Origin of the sequence: Yersinia sp. 2540 StPb PI (assembly GCF_052217165.1) — a bacterium.
GTDB lineage: Bacteria > Pseudomonadota > Gammaproteobacteria > Enterobacterales > Enterobacteriaceae > Yersinia > Yersinia enterocolitica_E.
Genome location: NZ_JAZGQC010000001.1, coordinates 5,010,039 through 5,035,027, shown reverse-complemented (window position 1 = coordinate 5,035,027; position 24,989 = coordinate 5,010,039). Strand labels below are relative to the sequence as shown.

Below are 24,989 nucleotides of genomic sequence, written 5' to 3'. Positions count from 1 at the left end.
ACCGATTTTATTGTTTGCCGCCTTTCTGCACCTTGAAATCTATTGGGTATGGGAAAAAGGTCAGAGACGGAATTCTTCACCGAGGTAAACACGCTTAACTTGTTCGTCAGCCAGGATTTCCTGTGGCGTACCGTGAGCGATTAAATGACCCTGGCTTACGATATAAGCCCGCTCACAGACGTCTAACGTTTCACGCACGTTATGGTCGGTAATAAGAACGCCAAGACCACTGTCGCGTAGATGTTCAATAATTTTTTTAATATCGATAACGGAAATCGGATCAACCCCGGCAAAAGGCTCATCCAGCAGAATAAACTTAGGATTTGCCGCCAGTGCACGGGCTATTTCAACACGGCGGCGTTCACCACCGGAAAGCGATTGCCCCAAGTTGTCACGTAAATGAGTGATATGGAACTCTTCCATTAATTCATCAGCCCGTTCCTCACGCTGCTCAGCCGAGAGGTCTTTACGGATCTCCAGCACCGCCATTAAGTTGTTAAATACACTCAGGCGGCGGAAAATAGAGGCTTCTTGCGGTAAATAACCAATACCGCGACGGGCGCGTTCATGGAGAGGCAAGAGGCTGATATCTTCATCATCAATCACAATACGCCCGGCGTCACGCTGGACAATGCCGACGACCATATAAAAAGTGGTGGTTTTCCCTGCGCCGTTCGGCCCAAGCAGGCCCACTATCTCACCGGATTTCACATTGAGGCTTACGTCTTCGACCACTTTACGGCCTTTGTACGCCTTAGCCAGCTTTTCTGCGATTAATGTTGCCATAAATGATTACTTACTCTTCTTTTGGCCTGAAGCTGCTGGCCCTTTGTCTTGTAATTGGGACGGTAATAACACGGTGGTGACGCGGTTGCCTTTATCACTGAAGGCTTCCATCTGCTGTTTTTTCACCAGATAAGTGATGCGATCACCTTTGATATTACTATCAAGTTGCTCCAGATAAGCATTGCCAGTCAACACCACAAAATCATTTGCGACTTCATAACGCAGTTTCTGCCCATGGCCTTTTACGGGTTTGCCACTGTCTTGCATCTGGTAGAAAGTTACTGGATTACCATAACCTTCAATGACCATTTTGCTTTGATCTCCGCCTGGGCGCGTAACCACGACTTTATCAGCTTTAATCTCAATGGTACCTTGCTTGATAACCACATTGTCGGTAAATGTGACAGTATTGGCCTCCATATCTAACGCTTGTTTAACGGAGTCAACCGTGACGGGCTGATCAGTATCACCCGTTAACGCCAGAGCGGGCAGGCTTGCGGCCAAAAGTGAACTGGCAAGCAAAAAATGACGAAGTTTATTTTTGGATTTCATAAGAGGTTTTAACCTTTTCAATCAGCTCAGCGGTTTTGTCCCGCAAGTTCCCACGCATTTTCATGCCGTTAGATGTGAATCCAACACCAAAGAGGGTAACTTCATCGTCTGAGGATACATCCTGAGTGATCAAATTAACCTGGGCGTTATCGGTTTTAATTTTTTGTAACTGTGCGTCTGGTGTCAGGCTATCAACTTCAACATGACCATACAAATACAGCATTTTATCATTGGTCAGTTTGGCGCGGTCGGCGCGCACTGTCCAAGTGGCGACTGCATTCTCCGCAAACAGAGTCATGACCGGCTTGGTAAACCAGGTTAACTCTTGAGTGCTGAAGTTTTGTACGTCTTCCGCCACCAATTTATAATTCAATTGCCCGACCGGATTGAATACCACGGTCACAGTATGCTGGCTCTGCGAAGAGGGCTCATTATCAGTGGCCACGGTTTGCGTGTCCTGCTGATTAAAGCCGGATATATTCCAGCCAATCAATGCCAAAGCAATCAGTGCCAAGGATAATGTTATCCATAGTCTTGTTTTACTCATATCGACAATCCTTTGGCACCTTCAAGTTTATCTTGAGCTAATAATATCAAATCACATATCTCGCGTACTGCACCGCGCCCGCCATGGATTCGCGTCACATAATGTGCCTTGGGAAGAAGTAACGGATGGGCATCCGCGACTGCAACAGATAACCCAACTTGTGCCATGACCGGCCAATCAATCAGGTCATCCCCAATATAAGCAACCTGCTCAGGCTGGCATGCTAATGCTACCAACAATTCGTTATAGGCCACCAGCTTATCAGATTGCCCTTGATAAAGGTGGGTAATGCCTAAGGTGTTGGCGCGGTCTTCCAGTAATTTTGCGCGACGGCCAGTAATAATGGCTACTTCAATACCTGAGGTTATCAGGCAGCGGATACCATAGCCATCACGCACGTTGAAAGCTTTCAGCTCTTCGCCCTGATTACCCATATAAATCAGGCCGTCGGACATCACACCATCGACATCACAAATCAGTAGGCGAATTTTCGCCGCACGTGACATCACAGTGTCGGCTACTGGTCCATAGCATGTGTCCTGATATACGGTGTCGCTCATTTTACCCTTCTTACTTGACGTTGCAGCGTTGTTAGCTGCTCTCTTTCACCCGAATCACTTGACTATGCAAGCTCATCGGGATGCATTCGTTTGCGGCCTAGCTGCAACCCCAATTAATTTGGGAAACCCTTCTTACTTGACGTTGCAGCGTTGTTAGCTGTTTTATTCACCAGACAGTCCACGGTTAGACCACGCCGGCTCTCAGCATGTCATGCATATGCACCACACCCAGCAACTGATCGCCATCTGCGACCAGTACGGCGGTAATATGGCGCAACTCCATCAGGTTGAGTGCATCCACAGCCAACATGGTTGGAGGGACTCGAATACCGCCACTGGTCATCACATCCGCAATTTTCGCGTTATTCAGATCGACACCCAAATCAAATATCCGGCGCAAGTCACCGTCGGTAAAGATACCTTTAATCATCATCAAATCGTCACAGATGACAGTTAAACCCAGATTCTTCCGAGTAATTTCCAGTAACGCATCGCGTAATGACGCATCGGGACTGATGTGCGGGAGCTCTGCACCAGTGTGCATGATATCGCTGATTCGCAACAGTAACTTGCGCCCCAGTGCTCCGCCTGGATGGGAGAGAGCAAAATCTTCTGGCGTGAAGCCTCGAGCCTGTAACAATGCAACTGCAAGCGCGTCCCCCATCACCAAGGTGGCCGTGGTACTGGTGGTCGGCGCCAACCCTAATGGGCAGGCCTCTTGTGGGACCTTGATGCACAAATGAATATCGGCCGCTTTACCCATGCTACTTTCAGGATTATTGCTCATGCAGATTAGCGGAATTTTTTGGCGCTTTAGAACCGGGATGAGAGCGAGGATCTCGTTGGATTCCCCTGAATTAGAGATGGCGAGCACAATATCTTGTGGCGTGACCATGCCGAGATCGCCATGACTGGCTTCACCGGGGTGGACGAAAAAGGCAGGTGTTCCCGTGCTGGCGAAGGTGGCGGCAATTTTGCAACCAATATGGCCAGATTTGCCCATCCCCATAACCACAACTTTGCCATGACAGTTAAATATTGCATCGCAGGCTTTGGCAAAATCGTCATTAATATATTGATCGAGTTGTGCCAGTCCTTCGCGCTCAATCTGTAGCACCTGTTTACCCGCCTGTTGAAAATCCACTCTAGGCAATGAGTTAATACCCGACGGTGAATCAGTTGCTGGCTGTAAATCATAAGAAGACATACTTGGTTCCCATTGAATGAACATGGTTATGCCACATTAAAGGGTGCAAAAAACAGCACCGCTAGATAAGCGATAAACCCACATAATAACAGAGCACCTGCCATATGACTGATGCGATGTTTACGCCCCAAGCAAAGAAGGGTAAATATCACACTGACACCGAGCATCACCCAATAGTCGCGCTGGAAAGCTTCTGGATTAATGTCGCCAGGGGAGAGCAGAGCAGGTACACCTAACACAATCACAATATTAAAAATGTTCGAACCAATGATATTGCCGACCGCCATATCATCTTCCCCTTTCAACGCGCCAGCGATAAAAGTAGCCAGTTCAGGTAAACTGGTGCCGATGGCAATAACAGTCAGCCCTATAACCAGTTCACTGACACCTGCGACCCGGGCAATGACCGTGGCATTATCGATAATCATTTTGGCCGAGAGCGGCAAGATAATGAAAGCTAACACTAACCACAAAAGAGCGACGGTATTGCTACTGTCTTGAGGCAATTCAGCCAACTGTTCGCGAGTCAGGATGTCATTGCCTTCCGCATGGGCCAGACGGGCAATTTTCAGCATCAGAATAATAAACGCCGCCGCTGCTACCAGCAAAATAATACCATCTCCACGGCTGAGATGGTTATCAGCCAGCAGGAAACCACATAGCACCGTCACTACCAGCATCAACGGTAATTCACGGCGTAAAATCTCTGATCGTACTGTTAATGGGCGTATAAGGGCGGCACCACCGACAATCAGCAGTAAATTGGTAATATTAGAGCCAAGCACATTCCCAACCGCCATATCGGTCTGATTATTCAGTGCTGCAGTCACCGAAACCATCAACTCAGGTAGCGATGTGCCGATACCGACGATGGTCATCCCAATAATAAGGGGGGGGATGCCGAAAGAACGGGATAACACAGCGGCGCCATAAACTAATCGATCAGCGCCATACACTAATAAGACCAAGCCGATGATTAATAGTGTTATCGCAAGAAACATGCAAAGTCCTTTATTAGGTATACCCGGCGTCCTTGAAGTTACAGGAGTGTTAGCTACGTTCTTTACTCGGCCCATCCATGGGCCTCACCTCGTTGAGGCCGCTGCAAGCAGCGTTCAAATCAGCTCCCGGCAGATTTGTCACCCGAATTACTTACTTAATGTAAGCTCATCGGGCTTCGCTCGCTTGCTGCCTACCTGCAACTCCAATTACTTTGGGTATATAATCCCGATCCGTTGGTAGAAGCTGACTGTTGGTAACCCATTTTCGGTTGAAAACAGCTAGCCCATGGGTAAAAACAACTAACAGCGTTTTACGCTCTTTTTTGAGTTAACCCTAATTTTGACTGTGAGTGCCAGAAAAGTAAAACTTATGGCAACTTTGGCTACGAAAAAGTGACAATAAGTTGCCAAAATACTTCCCATTGTGCTCGTTGCCGCCATTTGATGTAGCATTGGCGCTCGGATGAGTAATTAAAGGCCTAAAGGGACGAATGATAATGAAGCAATTGTCGTCGAATTTGATAGAGATCCGCGGGATGAGTTTTACCCGTGGTGAGCGTCCGATATTCGCCGATATCAACATGACGGTCCCCCGCGGCAAAGTGACTGCGATTATGGGGCCATCAGGAATTGGTAAAACCACATTGTTGCGCCTGATCGGTGGGCAACTTGTACCGGATGCAGGTGAAATCTGGTTTGATGGTGATAATATTCCGGCGCTTTCACGTCAGCGTTTGTATGATGTGCGTAAGAAAATGAGCATGCTGTTTCAATCTGGTGCGTTATTCACTGATTTGACCGTGTTTGAGAATGTGGCTTTCCCATTACGCGAACATAGCCGTTTGCCGGAGGAATTGCTGCACAGTACGGTGATGATGAAGTTGGAAGCCGTGGGGCTGCGTGGGGCGGCTAATCTGATGCCTGCCGAACTATCCGGCGGTATGGCGCGGCGTGCTGCACTGGCAAGGGCCATTGCCCTTGATCCTGAATTAATTATGTTTGATGAGCCATTTGTGGGTCAGGACCCTATAACTATGGGGGTGCTGGTAAAACTGATTGATGAGCTGAATCATGCATTAGGCGTGACTTGCGTGGTGGTCTCCCACGATGTGCCTGAAGTCCTTAGTATTGCTGATTATGCCTATATTGTTGCCGGAAGGCATGTTATTGCCGAAGGAACACCGGAACAGTTGCAAGCCAATAGCGATATGCAGGTGCGCCAGTTCCTTGATGGTATTGCCGACGGGCCGGTGCCTTTCCGTTTCCCGGCCGGTGATTATAAAACTGAGCTGTTATACCCAAAGTAATTGGATTTGCAGGTAGGCAGTAAGCGAGCGAAGCCCGATGAACTTACTCGGTTAAGTGGTTCGGGAGTTATCGTAGCTAACCCCCTGTAGCTTCAAATACGAAGGAGATAGGCTGATGGAGTATTCATGTTAGTACAGGCGTTAGCGTCTTTAGGGCGCCGGGGCATTAATGTCAGCGCATCCTTTGGTCGCGCGGGTTTAATGTTATTCAATGCCCTTGTCGGGCGGCCTGAACCGCGAAAACAATGGCCATTATTGGTTAAACAGCTCTATAGCGTCGGTGTGCAATCGCTACTGATTATCGTGGTTTCCGGTCTGTTTATCGGCATGGTTCTGGGGTTACAGGGCTTTTTGATCCTCACCACATACAGTGCTGAAGCCAGTCTTGGGATGATGGTGTCTTTATCACTGCTACGTGAGTTGGGGCCGGTGGTAACCGCACTGTTGTTCGCCGGTCGCGCTGGTTCTGCTCTAACCGCGGAGATTGGCTTGATGAAAGCCACTGAACAGATTTCCAGTTTGGAAATGATGGCAATCGACCCGCTGCGCCGAGTGGTGGCTCCCCGGTTCTGGGCAGGTCTTATCAGTATGCCATTATTAACCGCTATTTTTGTTGCCGTCGGTATCTGGGGTGGCTCTGTGGTGGGGGTTGACTGGAAAGGGATCGATGGCGGTTTCTTCTGGTCGGCGATGCAAAATGCTGTGGAGTGGCGTACCGATTTACTGAATTGCCTAATTAAGAGTCTGGTATTTGCTATTACTGTGACCTGGATTGCGCTGTTCAATGGTTATGATGCGATCCCAACATCTGAAGGGATTAGCCGGGCAACGACCCGTACCGTAGTGCATTCATCGCTGGCGGTATTGGGATTGGATTTTGTGCTGACAGCACTGATGTTTGGGAATTGAGTCGATGCAAACGAAGAAAAGTGAAGTCTGGGTAGGTTTGTTTATACTGATTGCTATTCTGGCGGTCGTATTTCTCTGCCTGAAGGTTGCGGATATCAAATCAGTAGGCAACCAGCCGGCTTATCGAATTTATGCAACGTTTGACAATGTGGGTGGCCTGAAAACCAATTCGCCGGTCAAAATTGGCGGTGTTGTGGTGGGGCGGGTGGCTGACATCACGCTGGATACCAAAAACTACAGCCCACGTGTGGCGATAGATATTCAGCAACGTTATAACCATATCCCGGATACCAGCTCTTTGGCGGTACGCACTTCTGGCTTATTGGGTGAACAGTTCCTGGCACTAAATGTCGGTTTTGAAGACCCGGATATGGGCACCACTATTTTGAAAGATGGCGGTATAATTCAAGACACCAAATCTGCACTGGTGTTGGAAGATCTTATCGGCCAGTTCTTGTACAAGAGTGGCGGGGATGGTAATTCTGATGCGCCAGCAAGTGAGCCAGCAGCCCCAACGGCAGCGGCGCCCACACCGACAGATAACGGCAGCTTACCTGCAACTCAACATCCTTAAGAGGGTCTCTGAATGTTTAAACGTTTACTTATGGTTGCGTTGCTGGTGGTAGCACCACTGGCGAATGCTGTCGATCAAACTAATCCATACCGAATGATGGATGAAGCCGCGCAAAGAACATTCACGCGCTTAAAAACCGAACAACCTAAGATCAAACAGAACCCAGACTATTTGCGCACTATCGTACGTGAAGAACTGTTGCCATTTGTCCAGATCAAATACGCCGGTGCGTTAGTCCTGGGTAGCTATTATAAAGCGGCGACCCCTGCGCAACGCGAAGCGTACTTCAATGCGTTCAGTCAATATCTGGAACAGGCTTACGGTCAGGCATTGGCGCTGTACCACGGCCAAACTTACGATGTTGCACCAGACCAACCACTGGGTGATGCCAATATTGTTGCTATTCGCGTGACTATTCTTGACCCAAATGGCCGACCACCTGTGCGTTTAGATTTTCAATGGCGTAAAAATAGCCAAACCGGTAACTGGCAGGCGTATGACATGATAGCCGAAGGGGTTAGCATGATTAGCACTAAGCAAAATGAGTGGGCTTCTATCCTGCGTCAGCAAGGGGTTGATGGCCTGACTAAGCAGTTGTTGATCGCCGCGAAACAGCCAATTACGTTAGATAAGCAATAATTATGGTAGATAAATTGAGCTGGCAGTCACAGCAAGAAACGCTGGTGCTGCGAGGTGAATTAGATCGTGAAACACTGCTACCACTTTGGCAGCAGCGTGAGGCGTTATTGGCGGGTAAGACTCATATTGATGTCAGCCAATTACAGCGTGTCGACTCATCCGGTCTGGCATTGCTGGTGCACTTTCGCGAACTGCATTCTCTTCATGAACCGGCAGGCAAACAAAGTGTCTCATTAACGATTACTGGTGTCAGTGATCGGTTGTCTACTCTGATTGAGCTGTACAACCTCCAGCACATCATTCCGGTAGAAATGGCTCGTTAGTTAAGTTCGCGGCTTTCTGTGTCGTCTATACCAAAAGCTATACCCAGGTAAGAAGGGTATAAAAGCCAAAGATATTCAAAGGCCCCTGTGCGTAACAACGAAACAGGGGCTTTTCTTTAGTTTCGGAGCTCGCCGTATTCCACTAATATGTTTGGCTGGCTATGCTTCACTTAAAAATAACGATCCTCTTAAAATAGAATGAATCTTATGGATACTAACGAAATTAAAGACGTGCTGATGCAAGCATTAGCATTACAAGAAGCGCATGTTACCGGTGATGGCAGCCACTTTCAGGTGATTGCTGTCGGTGAGTTATTTGCCGATATGAGCCGGGTGAAAAAACAGCAGGCTGTGTATGCGCCTTTGATGGAATATATCGCTGATAACCGTATTCATGCCTTATCAATTAAGGCCTATACGCCGCAAGAGTGGCAACGGGATCGCAAACTAAACGGCTTTTAATGCTGTTGGCCCGAGAGCTGTTTAACGAAGCGTCGACAGTTCTAAGGCGGGCAGTAAATTCGAATTGACAACAGAGAGTGGTCACAATGGATAAATTTCGTGTGCAGGGGCGGACTCGCCTAAGCGGTGAAGTCACTATTTCAGGAGCGAAAAACGCCGCATTGCCAATAATGTTTGCTGCGTTGCTGGCTGAAGAACCAGTAGAGTTGCAAAATGTCCCAAAGCTAAAAGACATTGATACCACCATTAAGCTGCTCAGCCAATTAGGCACAAAAATTGAGCGTAATGACTCTGGTTCAGTTTTTGTTGATGCCAGCGGCGTGGATGAGTTTTGCGCTCCTTATGATTTAGTCAAAACCATGCGTGCCTCTATTTGGGCATTGGGGCCACTGGTTGCCCGTTTTGGCAAAGGCCAGGTCTCTTTACCCGGCGGCTGCGCTATCGGTGCGCGTCCGGTTGATTTGCATATTTCCGGTTTGGAACAACTGGGTGCTGAAATCAAGCTGGAAGAGGGCTATGTTAAAGCATCCGTCGATGGCCGCCTGAAAGGCGCGCATATCGTCATGGATAAAGTCAGCGTTGGCGCGACTGTTACCATTATGAGTGCTGCCACATTAGCTGAAGGCACCACTGTGATTGAGAATGCGGCCCGTGAGCCGGAAATTGTCGATACGGCTAATTTCCTCAATACGCTGGGTGCGAAAATCAGTGGTGCAGGTACTGACAGAATTACCATCGAGGGCGTTGCTCGCTTGGGGGGTGGTGTTTATCGTGTGCTGCCTGATCGCATTGAAACCGGTACTTTCCTGGTTGCAGCGGCCATCTCTGGTGGTAAGGTTGTGTGCCGTCAAACTCGGCCTGATACGCTGGATGCGGTATTGGCTAAACTGCGTGAAGCGGGTGCTGATATTGAGATTGGCGACGACTGGATAAGCCTTGATATGCATGGGCAGCGTCCGAAAGCGGTTACGCTACGCACTGCGCCGCACCCTGGTTTCCCAACTGATATGCAAGCTCAATTCAGCTTATTGAATTTGGTGGCGGAAGGAACCGGTGTTATCACTGAGACCATTTTTGAGAACCGCTTCATGCATGTGCCTGAGCTTATTCGGATGGGCGCACATGCAGAAATCGAGAGCAATACCGTGATTTGTTATGGTGTTGAGCAACTATCAGGTGCCCAGGTGATGGCCACTGATTTGCGTGCTTCAGCCAGTTTGGTATTAGCGGGCTGTATTGCTGACGGGGTAACTATCGTTGATCGTATTTATCATATCGACCGTGGCTACGAGCGTATCGAAGATAAATTGCGTGCCTTGGGTGCCAAGATTGAGCGTATAAAAGGCGAATAAACCCGCTAAAACGCAAGAAAAACAGATGCCAGCCGATGATATCGCGCTGGCATTTTTTATGGCTAAACTCTTCGTCCATCACGATATAAGTGCAGTTGGCCGCTTTTTTACCCGAATTTCAAGATGACTATTACGGTTGTGGTGTTGTCTGATGACCTAGCACGGCATTTTGATCTAACTCGCTGATAGTGATTTGTGCCGTCATCTGTTGGCCGTTACGTAACAATAAGATAGGGATGGTGGTACCGGGGCGGATTTCTGCTACCTGATCCATCGTTTCGATAACGGATGTCGCAGGTTTATTATTAACACTAAGGATGATATCGCCAATTTGCAGACCTGCATCTACTGCGGGGCCATGAGCTGATATGTCATTGACCTTAATCCCATGCACCCGATCCGTACTATTGCCGCTGGCATTGAAGGGCGGATATTCCTCGCCGGTAACTCCGATATAGCCACGTATCACTCGACCGTCACGGATAAGCTTCTCCATCACTTTGGTCGCAAGTGCTGTTGGAATCGCAAAACCAATCCCTTCCGGTGTTTCGCCGTTACTGCTCTTATCAAAGGACAGAGTGTTAATTCCCATCAGTTCGCCCAAGGTATTCACCAGCGCCCCGCCAGAATTCCCCTGATTGATTGAAGCATCGGTCTGAAGGAAGTTTTGTCGCCCGGAATCACTTAAACCAATACGTCCAGTGGCGCTGATAATCCCTTGGGTGACGGTTTGGCCAAGGTTATAAGGGTTGCCAATTGCCAGCACGACATCACCGATATGGGGGGCACGATTAATATTGATTGGAATTACTGGTAGGTTCACCGCATCAATTTTTAGTACCGCTAAATCAGTTAAGCCATCGGAACCCACAAGTAATGCCTCGGATACTCGGCCATTTTGTAGTGCCACAATTATCTGTTCAGCATTATTGATAACGTGCTTGTTGGTAAGGATATATCCCTTATCACTCATGATTACGCCAGAACCCAATGTACGAATAGCCAGTCCATCTTGTGTCGAGCTTAGGCTACGGTTATAGACATTAACCACCGCAGGGGCAGCTCTGCGTACCGCCTGGTTATAACTGGCTGGAACCTCTTCATCTATGCTATTGCTCTTGCCGGAAAAGATATGGCCCGGACTACGGAGCATAGGTATTGCGACCAGCAAGACACCGGCAATAATTAGCCCCAAAATAATAGAACGCAATAGCTTAAGAAACATGAGGTTTAAGGCGTAAATGGATGGATGACAGGAGGATAGCATGAGTTTGGCGGACACAGCATTGTGCTGTGTCCGATTTTTCTGCAAATTAGCGTATTAACAGGTAAATATTCTCTTCACCGCGCACAATATTCAGTGCAATTACCGCCGGTTTCGCATCAAGGGCTTTGCGCAACTGAGTAATATCCTGAACCCGGACACGGTTTACAGCAATAATCACATCATCTTTCTGCAAACCAGATTGCGCTGCAGGTGAGCCTTTGGTCACGCTCTCAACTTTGATGCCCTTACTGCCCCCTTTTATTTCCCCATTGCTCAGGGATGCACCCTGCAATGATGGCGATAAGGTTTCTGCGCTAGTTGACGTTGGGCTGCTGTTTTCCAGGGTTACGGTGACTTCAAGCGGTTTCCCATCGCGCAGCATGCCAACTTTAATGGCTTTACCTGGCCCGGTGGTGCCCACTTTGGCCCGCAACTCAGCAAAGCTACTGATGGGTTTCCCATCAACAGAAACCAACACATCACCGGCTTTGATGCCTGCTTTAGATGCGGCTGATTTTGGTAGCACTTCACTGACAAAAGCGCCACGCTGAGCATCAATATTAAAGGCTTTGGCCATGTCAGCGGTCATTTCGCTGCCACGAATGCCCAACAACCCGCGCTTCACTTCGCCAAACTCAATCAATTGTTGGCTGAGGTTTTGCGCCATGTTACTTGGAATAGCAAAGCCGATACCGATGTTGCCGCCACCTGGGGCCAGAATTGCGGTGTTAATCCCAATCAATTCACCATTGAGGTTAACTAGCGCGCCGCCAGAGTTACCACGGTTGATGGAGGCGTCGGTCTGGATAAAGTTTTCCAACCCTTCCAAATTCAAGCCACTACGACCCAAGGCGGAAATAATCCCCGATGTTGCTGTTTGCCCCAGACCAAATGGATTACCGACAGCAACGGCAAAATCACCCACTCGCAGGTTATCGGAATCGGCCATTTTAATCGCGGTCAGATTTTTGGCATCGGTTAACTGCAATAACGCGATATCGGTTTGTTCATCACGTCCTAGCAGCTTCGCATCATATTCACGACCATCATTGAGCTGAACGCGAATTTTATCCGCATTATTGATAACGTGGTTGTTTGTCAGCACATAGCCTTTTTCGGCATTAATGATAACACCCGACCCTAACCCCTCGAATGGACGGCTGCTTTCTTTACCGGCGGGTGCATTCGGGCCAAAGAAGAATTTGAATTCTTCCGGCAAACGTTGCTGTTGTGCCTGTGTTCCTGACACATGAACACTGACTACCGCGGGCAAAACTTTTTCCAACATCGGTGCCAGACTAGGAACTGCCTGCCCGGCCACGGCTGCCGGCAGTGCTGCTGCGTTCACCATTGGAACAGACGCGAGACCCAGGGCGACACTCATTGCCAGCGCACTAAGAAATAATGACTTTTTCTTCATTGATTTAAACTCTCTCAATACCTAACGGTGAATGAATAGGATGAATGGCTGTTACAGGCCCGTTGTAAATTAAGACTCTGGATTAGCTAAAAAATTCACTTATTTCAAAAGGCTACTGCTGTCCTAAATATAAGCATCCTAAGATATGGCTTGATATAAGGCTCGCTATGAAGCAATTCAAGGAGAGGTAAGTATAGAAGTGTAAATGTACTGACCACGGTAATGTGAGATGCACCCCACCGTAGTCAGTATGATAGCTAAACGCGTGCTTAATCGCGGGTCTGATGCTCCGGGCGTAATAACCCCGATGCGCCTTCAGAGTAATCCCGAGGTGGCATTTTTACCGGTGCCTGATCATTATCTGCTTCAGATTCAGTCAGACGATAGCGGAACGGGTTATCTTGCAGTGGCAAGTCCGGTAATAAGTTATTGGAGCTTTTCGCCATATGTTGGTAGAGCTGGCGATAGTCGCGAGCCATATTATCCAACAACTCAGCACTGCGGGCAAAATGCCCAACCAGTTCCTGACGGTACTCTTCCAAATCAGTTTTGCTTTTCTCCAGCTCATTTTGCAGCACTTGCTGCTGACGCAATTTGCGGTTGCCAAAGCGCATAGCCACCGCGCCAATCACGATACCAACAACCAACCCAATAAGCGCATACTCCCAGGTCATGATGACTCCTTTTTTGACTTCATTGTTCAGCAGGACTTTTTCACTTAATAATACCCACTATAACCGTTAACCTTGTCGGAGTGGAATCCTGATGCAACTTTGCTTATGGTTATCAGGCTTTCTTCGCAGTGGCAGTGTCGGTAAATGCGGCGATTGCCCGATAAATCAGCAACAAAGTCGCGCAAAAAGTAGATAACTATTTTATCAGGGATTGTTGATAAACATGCAACCAAGTACACCTACAGCACTTTACCAGCAGGCACTTGATGCCGGCGACTACCAACCTGATGAGGTACAACGGCGTGCTGTAGCACGGCTGGATAGGCTTTATCAGGAACTAAATCAACGCCAGAGTATAGCGCCGACCCGCGCGAGTCTGCGCGGGCGGCTGAACCGTTTGATTGGGCGAGCAGTACCCCGGCCCCCCATACGACCCGCCCAGGGGCTGTATATGTGGGGCGGTGTTGGGCGGGGTAAAACCTGGCTGATGGATCTGTTTTTCCACAGCTTGCCGGGTGAGCGCAAGCTGCGACTGCATTTCCACCGTTTTATGCTACGGGTACATCAAGAACTGACTGAGCTGCAAGGTCATGAAAATCCGCTGGAGATTATTGCCGACGGTTTCAAAGCACAGACTGATGTGCTGTGCTTTGATGAGTTTTTTGTCTCGGATATTACTGATGCCATGTTACTGGCGACATTGCTGGAGGCACTCTTTGCCAGAGGTATCACGTTGGTTACCACCTCCAATATTCCACCGGATAATTTGTATCATAATGGTTTACAGCGTGCCCGCTTCTTGCCAGCCATTGAATTGATTAAACAGTATTGTGATGTGATGAATGTCGATGCGGGGATTGATTACCGCCTGCGGACCCTGACTCAGGCAAATCTTTATCTGACGCCCTTGAATCCACAAACTGAACAAGCGATGGACGATATTTTTGTCAAACTGGCCGGTAAAGAGGGGGACCAAGCGCCGATACTGGAAGTTAACCATCGGCCATTGCCTGCTATTTGCTCAGCACAGGGTGTTCTGGCGGTAGATTTCCATACACTGTGTGAAGAAGCCCGCAGCCAGTTGGATTACATTGCACTGTCCAAGCTCTATCACACGGTATTACTGCACAACGTCCACCGCATGGAGACGCGAGATGAGAATACGGCCAGGCGTTTTCTGGCACTCGTGGATGAGTTTTATGAACGGCGGGTAAAATTGATTATTGCGGCAGAAGTATCAATGTTCGATATTTATTGCGGTGAGCGCCTTAAATTCGAATATCAACGCTGTTTATCGCGGTTACAAGAGATGCAAAGTGAAGAGTATCTCTCTTTACCGCATCTGCCATAGGGATAATCTGCACGACCGTTATTCACTTTTGACCCGCTAAAATGCTATTCTGTGGTGGGCGATTTTCCTTCGCCCTAACTTAACATGTTTAATTTATACCTTTCTCGTCAAAAACAGTTCGATCTTTAACGTCGACTTCTCTATAATCTTGCGACCCCACGTTACAACAAAGTTTTTTTCCCAAAAACTTTGATAGTGCCGGCATTGGCTATTCGAAGGGGTAGGTTTGCTGGACTGATGGTCGTGTGAGCCTCAACTGTTTTTGAACGTTTGGGTGTTCACCAACGTGTAACTTATTAATTGGGTAAGCTTTTATAATGAAAACTTTCACAGCTAAACCAGAAACTGTAAAACGCGACTGGTATGTTGTTGACGCGAGCGGTAAGACCTTAGGTCGCCTCGCTACTGAACTGGCTAGTCGCTTACGCGGCAAGCACAAAGCGGAATACACCCCGCACGTTGATACTGGTGATTACATCATCGTTCTGAACGCAGAAAAAGTTGCCGTAACTGGTAACAAGCGTACAGACAAGATTTATTACCGTCACACCGGTCATATCGGTGGTATCAAACAAGCGACCTTTGAAGAGATGATTGCCCGCAGTCCTGAGCGTGTGATTGAAATCGCGGTTAAAGGCATGCTGCCGAAGGGTCCGCTGGGTCGTGCAATGTATCGTAAACTGAAAGTTTACGCGGGTACTGAGCACAATCATGCGGCGCAGCAACCGCAAGTTCTGGACATTTAATCGGGATTATGGCAATGGCTGAAAATCAATACTACGGCACTGGTCGCCGCAAAAGTTCTGCTGCACGCGTTTTTCTTAAGCCGGGTAGCGGTAATATCGTTATTAACCAACGTAGCATCGAAGAGTACTTCGGTCGTGAAACTGGCCGTATGGTTGTTATGCAACCGCTCGTACTGCTAGATATGGTTAGCAAGTTTGACATGTACATCACTGTTAAAGGTGGTGGTATTTCTGGTCAAGCTGGTGCTATCCGTCACGGTATTACCCGTGCACTGATGGAATATGACGAGTCTCTTCGTGGTGAACTGCGTAAAGCTGGCTTCGTAACGCGTGATGCGCGTGAAGTTGAGCGTAAGAAAGTGGGTCTGCGTAAAGCACGTCGTCGTCCACAGTTCTCCAAACGTTAATTTTTTGCCTCTACGGCATCAGATTAATGGTAAAAACCCGGTGTCTCACCGGGTTTTTTTATGCCTGAAAAACCACTTTCCATAGCATCACATATTATATTTTCGTTGCTAAACCGTTGTCTGATAAACAATTAATCACGAAATCGCAGCACCATCCCCACAAAACATGCAAAATCTGGTAAACTATCACCCACTTTTGTGCCTGTTCGGCGAACTGTTGGCGTCCGTGTATCTCCCTGGCTGAATAACTATCTCGACCAAGGCTTATTTACGGCAACAGCTGTCGAGATGACGAACCGGCGGTAAAACGACTCAGGATAGCAACCTAACCGTGGGCTATTCGCACTGTTTTCTAGATAATCTTGGAGGTTTTCATGGCTGTCGCTGCCAACAAACGTTCGGTAATGACGCTGTTTTCCGGCCCGACCGACATTTTTAGCCATCAAGTACGTATCGTACTGGCGGAGAAAGGTGTCAGTGTTGAGATTGAGCAGGTTGAAGCTGGTAATCTGCCGCAGGACCTGATTGACCTCAATCCCTACCAGACCGTTCCTACTTTGGTTGATCGCGAGTTAACATTGTATGAATCCCGCATCATCATGGAGTATTTGGATGAGCGTTTCCCTCATCCTCCATTGATGCCGGTATACCCTGTTGCACGTGGTAGCAGTCGTTTGATGATGAATCGCATCGAGAAAGACTGGTATTCCCTGATGCATAAGATCGAACAAGGTAATGCTCAGGAAGCTGAAGCAGCCCGCAAGCAGCTACGTGAAGCTCTGTTGTCTATCGCGCCGGTATTTAATGAAATGCCTTTCTTTATGAGCGAAGAATTCAGCCTGGTTGATTGCTATCTGGCTCCGCTGCTGTGGCGTTTACCTGTATTAGGTATCGAGTTAACCGGTGCTGGCTCTAAAGAGTTGAAGGGTTATATGACACGTGTGTTTGAGCGTGATGCGTTCCTGGCTTCCCTGACTGAAGCTGAACGTGAAATGCACCTGAAAACCCGAGGTTAATTGTTATGGAGATGTCGGATATGTCTCCGCGCCGTCCCTATCTGTTGCGCGCATTTTACGAGTGGTTGATTGATAATCAACTGACTCCGCATCTGGTTGTGGATGTCACCCGGCCGGGTGTTTCGGTGCCGATGGAATTTGCCCGCGATGGGCAGATTGTATTGAATGTAGCACCGCGTGCCGTGGGTAATTTGGAGCTGGGTAACGAGGGTGTAAGTTTCAATGCCCGTTTCGGTGGCGTTCCTCGTCAAGTTACCGTGCCGATGGCTGCGGTAATGGCTATCTATGCGCGTGAAAACGGCTCTGGCACTATGTTTGAGCCTGAAGAAGCTTACGATTCTGATGCTGATGGCAATTTTGAGGCTTTCACAGAGGAAGGTAGCGAGACGGCACCGGCTGAGAACCTGACATTAGTCACTGGTGATACTCAGGTATCACAGGACGATAGTCATTCACCGGATGATGAGCCACCAAAACCGCCACGTAGCGGTGGTCGCCCAGCATTACGGGTTGTTAAGTAACGAACAACACTGTTCTTTTGCACCAAGCGTTACCATACCCAATAAGGGCGGCATTAGCCGCCCTTATTATTTCTGCCAAATAACCAATAATTAAGACAGCTTTTTCAACTCAGCCAGACAGCTATCACGTTGACTCATCATATCGCTATTTCTGATAGTCGATAAGGTATGAGATGCGCGCTGTTGGAAGCTGGCTTTGGCAGCACTGTCTTTGACATCTGCCGGTGCGGTACAAATATCTGATACCGTTAGTGTTTTACTGTCGCTCACCGCTTTTAGTACTGCGGCCGGGTTATAAATCAGTGCAGAAGAGAGTGCCGATTTCACCCCAGCAGTGAAATTCGCATTACCGGCATCGGCCAGTTTAGGGGCCATGGCAATCCAGTTGTCATCACCCAGCTTAATATTATTTTCTACCGCAGGCAGTTGCCCCGCTTTTGCCAGCTCGGCTACCACAGCGCGCGCGCCACGCGCCTCAATATTATAACCAACTTCTTGATAATTCAAAGACATAGCCAATGCGCTGCTGCTGATCGCCAGCAAGCCGCCAGCAATAAAAAGTAAGTGAGATTTCATAACAGATAATCCTTTATTTAAAACAAGGCGTAACAATAAGGCTGGCCATGGGGTCAGGCCAAAAAGCATAGATACAGAAAGTATAAGTACGGAAAGCATAAACCTATCGGAGCTCGGCCTTTACTATAGCGCTTCAGCTATAAATTGCTGCAAATAAGGTGGTTGAGATTGTTACAAAATCTTGAGTTGAAGTGGATGTGCGTGGAAAAAAACAGTAAAAAGGGCTGGATAACCAGCCCTCTAGTGTTAAGTCTATGGCAGGATACTTTTACTGTCAGACTTCCAGATAATTCATGATGCCATCTGCGGCTTTGCGGCCTTCGGCGATGGCTGTCACCACCAGATCAGAGCCACGGACGATATCGCCACCGGCAAAGATTTTCGGGTTACTGGTCTGAAACGCATTATCAGTGCTCTCAGGGGCCACTACGCGGCCCTGCTTATCCAATGCCACGTCATGCGCCGCCAACCACTCCATGCTGTGTGGACGGAAGCCAAATGCCATTATCACTGCATCTGCTGGTAGCACATGTTCAGACCCTGGGATCTGCTCAGCCACGCTGCGGCCTTGTGCATCAGGTGCGCCCAGTTGGGTACGAACCATCTTCACACCACAGACGTTGCCGTTGCTGTTAACTTCGATGCTTAATGGTTGCAAGTTGAATTTAAACTCAACTCCTTCCTCACGGGCGTTTTTCACTTCCCGCTTGGAACCTGGCATGTTGACCTCATCACGACGATAGGCGCACACCACATCTGTTGCCCCTTGGCGAATCGATGAACGCACACAGTCCATTGCGGTATCACCGCCGCCCAGCACTACGACACGCTTACCTTCCATATTGATATATGGCTCGTGGACGGTCGCATCAAAGCCCATCAACTGCTTGGTATTGGCAATCAGGTATGGCAGCGCATCATAGACACCCGAGGCATCTTCATTTGCCAGACCACCGCGCATCGATTGGTATGTCCCGACACCGAGGAACACCGCGTCATACTCCTTCAGCAGCGCATCCATGGTGATATCTTTACCGATTTCAGTATTGAGTTGGAATTCGATACCCATCTCGGAGAAGATTTTACGGCGCTTAATCATCACTTCTTTTTCCAGCTTAAAGGCTGGAATACCGAAGGTCAGCAAGCCGCCAATCTCTGGATGGCGGTCAAATACCACGGCTTGTACGCCGTTGCGTGCTAATACGTCGGCACAGGCCAGCCCGGCAGGGCCAGCACCGATCACCGCGACACGTTTACCGGTCGGGTGAACATGCGACATATCAGGCTTCCAGCCCATCTCAATGGCTTTATCGCTGATGTAGCGCTCGATGTTGCCGATAGTCACCGCACCGAATTCATCGTTCAGGGTACAAGACCCTTCGCACAGACGGTCCTGTGGGCATACACGGCCACACACTTCCGGTAAGCTGTTGGTCTGGTGGGCCAGATCCGCCGCTTCCATGATGCGCCCTTCGTTGGCCAGTTTCAGCCAATTAGGAATGTAGTTATGAACCGGGCACTTCCATTCGCAATAAGGGTTACCACAAGACAGGCAGCGGTCTGCCTGAGCTTTGGCCTGGGTTTCCGAAAACGGCTCGTAAATCTCAACAAATTCAATTTTACGGATCTTCAGCGGCTTTTTCGGCGGATCTACGCGCTGTAGGTCGATAAACTGATAAACATTCTGACTCATTTCAACCCCTTACTGCGCTTGAACCCGCAGCTCGGCTGCGGAACGGCTACGGTGGCCCAACAGTGCTTTCACGTCGCTGGATTTCGGTTTAACCAAAGCAAATTTGGTCACCCACTCTGGCCAGTTAGCCAGAATTTCTTCGCCACGGCTGGAACCGGTCAACTGAACATGCTCAGTGATCAGCCCACGCAGATGCTCTTCATGGATTGCCAATTGATCGACATCCAGGACTTCCACCAGCTCAGGGTTAACACGTTTACGGAATTCACCATCTTCATCAAGAACATAAGCAAAACCGCCGGTCATACCAGCACCGAAGTTAATCCCAGTGCGACCCAGTACGCAGACAATACCACCAGTCATGTATTCACAACCGTTATCACCGATACCTTCAACAACGGTGATAGCCCCAGAGTTACGCACGGCGAAACGCTCACCTGCACGGCCTGCGGCGAATAATTTGCCGCCAGTCGCGCCATACAGACAGGTGTTGCCGACAATGCTGGCCTCATGGCTGCGGAAGTTGGAGCCGACAGGAGGGCGCACTGCAATACGGCCACCGGCCATCCCTTTACCGACATAGTCGTTGGCATCACCGGTCAGGGTTAACTCAACACCACCGGCATTCCAGACACCAAAGCTTTGACCGGCAGTACCGGAGAAATAAGCTTTGATTGGGTCGGTTGCCAGACCTTGATCACCATGTTTAGTGGCAATCGCGCCCGACAGCGCGGCACCTACGGAACGGTCAGTATTACGGATATCGAAGTAGAACGTCTTACTGTGTTTCGCTTCAATGTGCGGTTCAGCTTGCGACAGTAACTCTTTGTTCAATATGCCTTTATCGAACGGAGGGTTACTTTCGGTACAATACAGTGCCTTACCCGGATGTGGCGTAGCGGTTTTCAGCATCGGCGACAGATCCAGTTTATTCTGTTTGGCTGAGATGCCATCCAGTTCCAGCAGCATGTCAGTACGACCAATTAAATCAACCAGTTGGCTTACACCCAACTCAGCCATGATTTCACGAGTTTCCCGTGCGATAAACTGGAAGTAATTAACCACCCGTTCAGGCAAGCCGTGATAATGGTCACGACGCAGTTTTTCATCCTGAGTTGCTACACCGGTGGCGCAGTTATTCAGGTGGCAAATACGTAAGTATTTACAACCGAGTGCCACCATAGGCCCGGTACCGAAGCCGAAGCTTTCTGCACCCAGAATCGCGGCTTTAACAATATCGACGCCGGTTTTCAAGCCACCATCCACTTGTAGACGGATTTTATGGCGCAGGCCGTTAGCAACCAGCGCTTGTTGCGTTTCAACTAATCCTAGCTCCCACGGGCAACCGGCATATTTCACTGAAGAGAGCGGGCTGGCACCGGTACCACCGTCGTACCCAGCAATGGTAATCAGGTCGGCATAAGCTTTCGCTACGCCGGTAGCAATGGTACCCACGCCCGGCTCAGATACCAGTTTCACCGAAATCAACGCTTTCGGATTGACCTGTTTCAAGTCGAAAATGAGCTGTGCCAGGTCTTCGATTGAGTAAATATCATGGTGCGGTGGTGGGGAGATCAATGTCACTCCCGGTACGGAATAGCGCAGTTTGGCGATATAAGGTGTGACTTTATCACCGGGTAACTGGCCGCCTTCACCTGGTTTTGCACCTTGTGCTACTTTGATCTGGATAACATCGGCGTTTACCAGATACGCCGGTGTCACACCGAAACGACCAGAGGCCACCTGCTTGATACGAGAAACTTTATTCGTACCGTAACGGGCCGGATCTTCGCCACCTTCACCGGAGTTAGAGAAGCCACCCAGACTGTTCATGGCGATAGCCAATGATTCATGGGCCTCCGGGCTAAGTGCGCCGATAGACATTGCCGCCGTATCAAAGCGAGTAAACAGTGATTCAGCCGGTTCCACTTGATCCACCGGGATCGGGGTGCCTTGCGGTTTAATGGCTAACAGATCACGCAGTGTGGCAATCGGGCGCTCATTAACCAGCTTGGCATAAACCTGATAATCGCTGTATTCACCACTGTGAACCGCTTTTTGTAAGGTGCTGACCACATCCGGGTTATACGCATGGTATTCGCCGTTGTGAACAAACTTCAATAAACCGCCCTGATCCAACGGCTTGCGTTTCAGCCAGGCACGTTTAGACAGATTTTGCAGATCTTGTTGGAAATCACTGAAGCTGGCTCCACCGATACGACTGACCACGCCCTGGAAACAGAGATTAGACAAATCACGATGCAGGCCAACCGCTTCAAACAGCTTGGCACAGCGGTAAGAGGCCACAGTTGAAATGCCCATTTTGGACATGATTTTGTATAGGCCCTTGTTGATCCCATTACGATAGTTAAGCATCACATCGCGATACTTCTTATCAATCGCTTGGCTATCAACCAATTTAGCCAATGATTCATAAGCTAAATAAGGGTAAATCGCAGTCGCACCAAAACCGAGCAGCACGGCGAAGTGATGCGGGTCGCGGGCACTGGCAGTTTCAACAATAATGTTGGCGTCGCAGCGTAGATTTTTCTCAACCAGGCGGGTCTGGATAGCGCCGACAGCCATTGGTGCGGGTACCGGCAGGCGGTTAGGGGCGATGGCACGATCAGACAGTACCAGCATTACGGCACCGTCACGGACTTTGCGCTCCGCTTCTTCACATAATCTCAGAACCGCTTGTTCCAGGTCAGTTTCGGCAGGATCAAAGGTCAAATCCACACGATCAGCACGATAATGCTCCCCTTCCAACGTGGTTAACTGTTGGAAATCAGAGAACAACAGGATCGGCGATTTAAAGCTCAGTCGGTGCGCCTGACCTTCTGCTTCGCAGAACACGTTCATTTCACGACCGATACTGGTCGCCAGTGACATAACGTGTGCTTCACGCAGCGGATCGATGGGCGGGTTGGTGACCTGCGCAAATTGCTGGCGGAAGTAATCGTAAATAATACGTGGGCCGCTGGATAGTACCGCAAATGGGGTGTCATCACCCATTGAGCCGGTGGCTTCCTGACCAATTTCACCCAGCACACGGATGACTTGGTCCAGCTCTTCACTGCTGTAACCAAATTGCTTCTGGTAGGTTTCCAGTGTCGAATCATCTAACTGACGGCTGCCCACCTGATCTTCTGGCAGATCTTCGAACGGCACCAGACGCTTAACGTTCTTCTCCATCCACTCTTTATACGGGTGGCGGCTTTTCAGATCGTTATCCGTTTCGGCTGAATGGAGGATCTTACCGCTGCGGGTATCGATCACCATCAGTTCACCAGGGCCGACGCGACCTTTTTCAATCACTTCATCGGGCTGATAATCCCAGATGCCCACTTCAGAAGCACAGGTGATCAGCTTATCTTTGGTGATAACGTAGCGCGCAGGGCGCAAGCCATTACGGTCAAGGTTACAAGCGGCATAACGGCCATCTGACATCACAATCCCGGCCGGGCCATCCCACGGCTCCATATGCATGGAGTTGAAGTCAAAGAAGGCGCGCAGGTCGGTATCCATATCTGGGTTGTTCTGCCAGGCCGGTGGCACTAGCAGACGCATGGCACGAATCAAGTCCATACCGCCACTGAGGAACAGTTCCAACATGTTATCCAGTGAACTGGAGTCAGAGCCGGTCTCATTGACGAAAGGAGCCGCATCCTGCAAATCCGGGATTAATGGCGTTTTGAATTTATAAGCACGTGCGCGCGCCCATTGGCGGTTACCGGCGATGGTATTGATTTCGCCGTTGTGGGCCAGATAACGGAACGGCTGAGCCAGTGGCCAGCGTGGCACGGTATTGGTTGAGAAGCGCTGGTGGAATAGGCAGATTGCCGACTCCATGCGCAAATCAGCCAAATCAAGATAGAAGCGCGGCAGATCCGCAGGCATACATAAGCCTTTATAGATCGTCACCAGATTAGAGAAACTACATACGTAGAAATCTTTATCTTCTGAAATACGCTTTTCGATACGGCGACGCGCCACAAACAGGCGGCGTTCCATATCACGTGGACGCCAGCCAGCAGGGGCGTTCACAAAAATTTGTTCAATCCGAGGCAGGGAGGAGAGGGCAATTTCACCGAGAACATCCGGGTTGGTCGGCACTTCACGCCAGCCGATAATCGACAGCGTTTCGTTTTGCAATTCTTCTTCTACAATGCGGCGGCTTGCCTTGGCGAGTTCTTCGTCCTGACTGAGAAACATCATGCCTACGGCATAGTTTTTGGCCAAACGCCATCCGCGTTCTTCAGCGACCATCCGGAAAAAACGATCCGGTTTTTGTAACAACAAGCCACAACCGTCGCCGGTCTTGCCATCAGCAAGTATCGCGCCACGGTGTTGCATGCGGGCCAGTGCGTGTATAGCGGTACGCACTACCTTATGGCTAGGTTCGCCTTCTATGTGGGCGATTAGGCCGAAACCACAGTTGTCCCTCTCAAGGGATTTATCGTACAACATATCAGTGAACCTCCCCAGGCTCTGCGAGACTCTCACAAACCGACTCCAGAAGGACATGGTTACATCAGGCAGGGTGGGCTGAGAGCCGCGTATTTCGCGACAAATCTGCTTTTCCGCCCTCCGCCAATGGCCTCTTGTGACGGTTCTCACAAGTGGTATAAGACTTGTTTTAAGAGGGAGTCTTAAATTACTGCATAATTATGACTAGACGTTTGCCCGTCTAGAAAGCTTCCAGCGGACCTCCAACTTAGCGAGAAAGAATACTCAGGTCAAATATAGGCTTAAGATATATCTTTAAGGTAATAAATGGGGTTATCACAATGAAAAATATATATTTATTGGTACTTTTAACCCATCTTATACTCAATAAGATAGGCGTGAAATTGTGAGCTGTCTCACTATAGTGCAATCGACAAATCTCTGCACCATGCTAGTGCTGGCGGGGATGTCAGAATTAAATTCTGCAATTTAAATATTTATTGGTTTATAAAACTATTTTTCACTGAATTGTAATAGAAGCGCTAACAGGTTGGTGGAAATAAGAAAATTTAATCATTGGTCAAGTGATTTTATTTGCATTTATAATGAATGGTTATGCGAGGTTGCACCCAAGGGCGTGGGAGTTGATC

At 49.0% G+C, this 24,989-nt stretch carries 24 protein-coding genes; 12 read left to right on the top strand and 12 right to left on the bottom strand.

Annotated features, from left to right (window positions below):
• Nucleotides 1–60 precede the first annotated feature (60 nt).
• From lptB to V1956_RS23445, 6 genes are all read right to left on the bottom strand, one after another.
• Complete coding sequence (gene lptB / locus V1956_RS23470) at nt 61–786, bottom strand: LPS export ABC transporter ATP-binding protein (RefSeq protein ID WP_372560432.1); 726 nt, start codon at nt 784–786, stop codon at nt 61–63.
• A 6-nt stretch (nt 787–792) separates the two neighbouring features.
• The gene (lptA, locus tag V1956_RS23465; RefSeq protein ID WP_050087620.1) at nt 793–1,338 is read right to left on the bottom strand and encodes a lipopolysaccharide ABC transporter substrate-binding protein LptA; all 546 of its coding nucleotides are present in this window, start codon (nt 1,336–1,338) and stop codon (nt 793–795) included.
• Complete coding sequence (lptC, locus tag V1956_RS23460; RefSeq protein WP_083162268.1) at nt 1,322–1,885, bottom strand: LPS export ABC transporter periplasmic protein LptC; 564 nt, start codon at nt 1,883–1,885, stop codon at nt 1,322–1,324. The genes lptA and lptC overlap by 17 nt, the downstream gene beginning before the upstream one ends.
• Complete coding sequence (kdsC, locus tag V1956_RS23455) at nt 1,882–2,445, bottom strand: 3-deoxy-manno-octulosonate-8-phosphatase KdsC (RefSeq protein WP_083162270.1); 564 nt, start codon at nt 2,443–2,445, stop codon at nt 1,882–1,884. Before kdsC ends, lptC begins: the two co-directional genes overlap by 4 nt.
• A 184-nt stretch (nt 2,446–2,629) precedes the next feature.
• Nucleotides 2,630–3,652 carry an arabinose-5-phosphate isomerase KdsD gene (kdsD, locus tag V1956_RS23450; RefSeq protein ID WP_372560433.1) on the bottom strand — a complete coding sequence of 341 codons (1,023 nt, stop codon included), beginning with the start codon at nt 3,650–3,652 and terminating at the stop codon, nt 2,630–2,632.
• A 26-nt stretch (nt 3,653–3,678) separates the two neighbouring features.
• The gene (locus V1956_RS23445) at nt 3,679–4,653 is read right to left on the bottom strand and encodes a calcium/sodium antiporter (RefSeq protein ID WP_372560434.1); all 975 of its coding nucleotides are present in this window, start codon (nt 4,651–4,653) and stop codon (nt 3,679–3,681) included.
• A gap of 497 nt (nt 4,654–5,150) precedes the next feature.
• On the opposite strand from V1956_RS23445, the gene mlaF reads away from it, so the two are divergent.
• The 7 genes from mlaF (at nt 5,151) to murA (ending at nt 10,219) form a co-directional block, all read left to right on the top strand.
• Nucleotides 5,151–5,960 carry a phospholipid ABC transporter ATP-binding protein MlaF gene (gene mlaF, locus V1956_RS23440; RefSeq protein WP_372560435.1) on the top strand — a complete coding sequence of 270 codons (810 nt, stop codon included), beginning with the start codon at nt 5,151–5,153 and terminating at the stop codon, nt 5,958–5,960.
• A 126-nt stretch (nt 5,961–6,086) separates the two neighbouring features.
• Nucleotides 6,087–6,869 (top strand): lipid asymmetry maintenance ABC transporter permease subunit MlaE, encoded by a 783-nt coding sequence (mlaE, locus tag V1956_RS23435; RefSeq protein ID WP_083162274.1) that lies wholly within the window; start codon nt 6,087–6,089, stop codon nt 6,867–6,869.
• A 4-nt stretch (nt 6,870–6,873) separates the two neighbouring features.
• Entirely contained in the window at nt 6,874–7,443 is a 570-nt protein-coding gene (mlaD, locus tag V1956_RS23430; protein ID WP_442825751.1) for an outer membrane lipid asymmetry maintenance protein MlaD, read from the top strand.
• A 12-nt stretch (nt 7,444–7,455) separates the two neighbouring features.
• Nucleotides 7,456–8,082 carry a phospholipid-binding protein MlaC gene (mlaC, locus tag V1956_RS23425; protein ID WP_372560437.1) on the top strand — a complete coding sequence of 209 codons (627 nt, stop codon included), beginning with the start codon at nt 7,456–7,458 and terminating at the stop codon, nt 8,080–8,082.
• Between the two features lie 2 nt (nt 8,083–8,084).
• Nucleotides 8,085–8,405 carry a lipid asymmetry maintenance protein MlaB gene (mlaB, locus tag V1956_RS23420; RefSeq protein WP_083162280.1) on the top strand — a complete coding sequence of 107 codons (321 nt, stop codon included), beginning with the start codon at nt 8,085–8,087 and terminating at the stop codon, nt 8,403–8,405.
• A gap of 207 nt (nt 8,406–8,612) precedes the next feature.
• Nucleotides 8,613–8,867 (top strand): BolA family iron metabolism protein IbaG, encoded by a 255-nt coding sequence (ibaG, locus tag V1956_RS23415; protein ID WP_004710915.1) that lies wholly within the window; start codon nt 8,613–8,615, stop codon nt 8,865–8,867.
• Nucleotides 8,868–8,953: 86 nt separating this feature from the next.
• Nucleotides 8,954–10,219, top strand: coding sequence for a UDP-N-acetylglucosamine 1-carboxyvinyltransferase (gene murA / locus V1956_RS23410; protein WP_372560438.1), 1,266 nt, complete (start codon nt 8,954–8,956; stop codon nt 10,217–10,219).
• 130 nt (nt 10,220–10,349) lie between these two features.
• On the opposite strand, the gene degS is transcribed toward murA, so the two are convergent.
• From degS to zapG, 3 genes are all read right to left on the bottom strand, one after another.
• Nucleotides 10,350–11,444, bottom strand: a complete 1,095-nt coding sequence (degS, locus tag V1956_RS23405) for an outer membrane-stress sensor serine endopeptidase DegS (protein ID WP_372560439.1) — start codon at nt 11,442–11,444, stop codon at nt 10,350–10,352.
• 88 nt (nt 11,445–11,532) lie between these two features.
• Entirely contained in the window at nt 11,533–12,906 is a 1,374-nt protein-coding gene (degQ, locus tag V1956_RS23400) for a serine endoprotease DegQ (protein WP_372560440.1), read from the bottom strand.
• Nucleotides 12,907–13,175: 269 nt separating this feature from the next.
• Nucleotides 13,176–13,580, bottom strand: coding sequence for a Z-ring associated protein ZapG (gene zapG, locus V1956_RS23395; protein WP_004714934.1), 405 nt, complete (start codon nt 13,578–13,580; stop codon nt 13,176–13,178).
• Between the two features lie 223 nt (nt 13,581–13,803).
• Between zapG and zapE the strand changes: the two genes are divergently transcribed.
• The 5 genes from zapE (at nt 13,804) to sspB (ending at nt 17,621) form a co-directional block, all read left to right on the top strand.
• Nucleotides 13,804–14,931, top strand: a complete 1,128-nt coding sequence (gene zapE, locus V1956_RS23390; RefSeq protein ID WP_420071283.1) for a cell division protein ZapE — start codon at nt 13,804–13,806, stop codon at nt 14,929–14,931.
• A gap of 317 nt (nt 14,932–15,248) precedes the next feature.
• Entirely contained in the window at nt 15,249–15,677 is a 429-nt protein-coding gene (gene rplM, locus V1956_RS23385; protein ID WP_005188409.1) for a 50S ribosomal protein L13, read from the top strand.
• 14 nt (nt 15,678–15,691) lie between these two features.
• Nucleotides 15,692–16,084, top strand: a complete 393-nt coding sequence (rpsI, locus tag V1956_RS23380; RefSeq protein WP_019080041.1) for a 30S ribosomal protein S9 — start codon at nt 15,692–15,694, stop codon at nt 16,082–16,084.
• 374 nt (nt 16,085–16,458) lie between these two features.
• Complete coding sequence (gene sspA / locus V1956_RS23375; RefSeq protein WP_083162288.1) at nt 16,459–17,100, top strand: stringent starvation protein SspA; 642 nt, start codon at nt 16,459–16,461, stop codon at nt 17,098–17,100.
• 5 nt (nt 17,101–17,105) lie between these two features.
• The gene (gene sspB / locus V1956_RS23370; protein WP_083162290.1) at nt 17,106–17,621 is read left to right on the top strand and encodes a ClpXP protease specificity-enhancing factor; all 516 of its coding nucleotides are present in this window, start codon (nt 17,106–17,108) and stop codon (nt 17,619–17,621) included.
• Nucleotides 17,622–17,711: 90 nt separating this feature from the next.
• Here the strand turns inward: sspB and V1956_RS23365 are convergent, their stop codons facing one another.
• From V1956_RS23365 to gltB, 3 genes are all read right to left on the bottom strand, one after another.
• Nucleotides 17,712–18,197, bottom strand: a complete 486-nt coding sequence (locus V1956_RS23365) for a hypothetical protein (RefSeq protein WP_420071282.1) — start codon at nt 18,195–18,197, stop codon at nt 17,712–17,714.
• 274 nt (nt 18,198–18,471) lie between these two features.
• The gene (locus V1956_RS23360; RefSeq protein WP_420071281.1) at nt 18,472–19,890 is read right to left on the bottom strand and encodes a glutamate synthase small subunit; all 1,419 of its coding nucleotides are present in this window, start codon (nt 19,888–19,890) and stop codon (nt 18,472–18,474) included.
• Between the two features lie 9 nt (nt 19,891–19,899).
• A complete protein-coding gene (gltB, locus tag V1956_RS23355; RefSeq protein ID WP_083162296.1) occupies nt 19,900–24,360 on the bottom strand; it encodes a glutamate synthase large subunit in 4,461 nt (1,486 codons plus the stop codon).
• Between the last annotated feature and the right edge of the window lie 629 nt (nt 24,361–24,989).

What these genes read in the sequence shown, in the direction of transcription:
- lptB (WP_372560432.1), bottom strand. Translation starts at nt 786, where the DNA reads ATGGCAACATTAATCGCAGAAAAGCTGGCTAAGGCGTACAAAGGCCGT.
- rpsI (WP_019080041.1), top strand. Translation starts at nt 15,692, where the DNA reads ATGGCTGAAAATCAATACTACGGCACTGGTCGCCGCAAAAGTTCTGCT.
- V1956_RS23445 (WP_372560434.1), bottom strand. Translation starts at nt 4,653, where the DNA reads ATGTTTCTTGCGATAACACTATTAATCATCGGCTTGGTCTTATTAGTG.
- degS (WP_372560439.1), bottom strand. Translation starts at nt 11,444, where the DNA reads ATGTTTCTTAAGCTATTGCGTTCTATTATTTTGGGGCTAATTATTGCC.
- sspB (WP_083162290.1), top strand. Translation starts at nt 17,106, where the DNA reads ATGGAGATGTCGGATATGTCTCCGCGCCGTCCCTATCTGTTGCGCGCA.
- lptA (WP_050087620.1), bottom strand. Translation starts at nt 1,338, where the DNA reads ATGAAATCCAAAAATAAACTTCGTCATTTTTTGCTTGCCAGTTCACTT.
- murA (WP_372560438.1), top strand. Translation starts at nt 8,954, where the DNA reads ATGGATAAATTTCGTGTGCAGGGGCGGACTCGCCTAAGCGGTGAAGTC.
- mlaC (WP_372560437.1), top strand. Translation starts at nt 7,456, where the DNA reads ATGTTTAAACGTTTACTTATGGTTGCGTTGCTGGTGGTAGCACCACTG.
- sspA (WP_083162288.1), top strand. Translation starts at nt 16,459, where the DNA reads ATGGCTGTCGCTGCCAACAAACGTTCGGTAATGACGCTGTTTTCCGGC.
- V1956_RS23365 (WP_420071282.1), bottom strand. Translation starts at nt 18,197, where the DNA reads ATGAAATCTCACTTACTTTTTATTGCTGGCGGCTTGCTGGCGATCAGC.
- kdsD (WP_372560433.1), bottom strand. Translation starts at nt 3,652, where the DNA reads ATGTCTTCTTATGATTTACAGCCAGCAACTGATTCACCGTCGGGTATT.
- mlaB (WP_083162280.1), top strand. Translation starts at nt 8,085, where the DNA reads ATGGTAGATAAATTGAGCTGGCAGTCACAGCAAGAAACGCTGGTGCTG.
- mlaF (WP_372560435.1), top strand. Translation starts at nt 5,151, where the DNA reads ATGAAGCAATTGTCGTCGAATTTGATAGAGATCCGCGGGATGAGTTTT.
- gltB (WP_083162296.1), bottom strand. Translation starts at nt 24,360, where the DNA reads ATGTTGTACGATAAATCCCTTGAGAGGGACAACTGTGGTTTCGGCCTA.
- degQ (WP_372560440.1), bottom strand. Translation starts at nt 12,906, where the DNA reads ATGAAGAAAAAGTCATTATTTCTTAGTGCGCTGGCAATGAGTGTCGCC.
- V1956_RS23360 (WP_420071281.1), bottom strand. Translation starts at nt 19,890, where the DNA reads ATGAGTCAGAATGTTTATCAGTTTATCGACCTACAGCGCGTAGATCCG.
- mlaE (WP_083162274.1), top strand. Translation starts at nt 6,087, where the DNA reads ATGTTAGTACAGGCGTTAGCGTCTTTAGGGCGCCGGGGCATTAATGTC.
- rplM (WP_005188409.1), top strand. Translation starts at nt 15,249, where the DNA reads ATGAAAACTTTCACAGCTAAACCAGAAACTGTAAAACGCGACTGGTAT.
- kdsC (WP_083162270.1), bottom strand. Translation starts at nt 2,445, where the DNA reads ATGAGCGACACCGTATATCAGGACACATGCTATGGACCAGTAGCCGAC.
- mlaD (WP_442825751.1), top strand. Translation starts at nt 6,874, where the DNA reads ATGCAAACGAAGAAAAGTGAAGTCTGGGTAGGTTTGTTTATACTGATT.
- ibaG (WP_004710915.1), top strand. Translation starts at nt 8,613, where the DNA reads ATGGATACTAACGAAATTAAAGACGTGCTGATGCAAGCATTAGCATTA.
- lptC (WP_083162268.1), bottom strand. Translation starts at nt 1,885, where the DNA reads ATGAGTAAAACAAGACTATGGATAACATTATCCTTGGCACTGATTGCT.
- zapE (WP_420071283.1), top strand. Translation starts at nt 13,804, where the DNA reads ATGCAACCAAGTACACCTACAGCACTTTACCAGCAGGCACTTGATGCC.
- zapG (WP_004714934.1), bottom strand. Translation starts at nt 13,580, where the DNA reads ATGACCTGGGAGTATGCGCTTATTGGGTTGGTTGTTGGTATCGTGATT.